This is a genomic window from Shewanella sp. KT0246 (genome assembly GCF_019654955.1).
GTDB lineage: Bacteria > Pseudomonadota > Gammaproteobacteria > Enterobacterales > Shewanellaceae > Shewanella > Shewanella goraebulensis.
In genome coordinates this window covers 1-445 of record NZ_BPEV01000153.1, presented here as the reverse complement: position 1 = coordinate 445, position 445 = coordinate 1, and the positions used below count along the sequence as shown (strand labels likewise).

Annotated in this window: 1 protein-coding gene; it reads right to left on the bottom strand. The window is 56.0% G+C overall.

The genetic code is table 11. The features are described from left to right. Positions 1-445, bottom strand: a 445-nt coding sequence (locus K5Q58_RS20920) for a GMC oxidoreductase (RefSeq protein WP_259651418.1), incomplete at both ends; no start/stop codon positions are given.

Sequence of the window (445 nt, the reverse complement as noted above, 5' to 3'; positions counted from 1 at the left end):
CTGGATCTCTTCTCCGCGATAACCATCGAATGCCGGCTGATGAATAATCTCCCGGGTCAGGCGCACACAGGCGCGAAAGCCTTCGATATCATCCTGGTGTTGCAAATAGTTGAAACGTATCTGCGGATGCCGGTGCGGATCGCTGCTCTGTACCCTGACCCATCCCCGGCTCTTGGGCTTATTGTGGCCGATATGCACCTGAAAACCATCGCCATCAAAGGCTTCCCGGCCGTCATAACGCATGGCGGCGGGCAGGAAGTGATACTGGAGATCCGGAGCGGCCAGGCCCGCCTTGGAGCGGATAAAACCGCAGGATTCAAAATGGTTGGTCGCCCCAAGTCCCGTCTTGGTAAAGAACCAGCGGCTGCCGATCAGGAACTTGTTCCACCAATCCAGTTTGCGGTTGAGGGAAACTGGCTGGGTGCAACGGAACTGAAAATAGAAC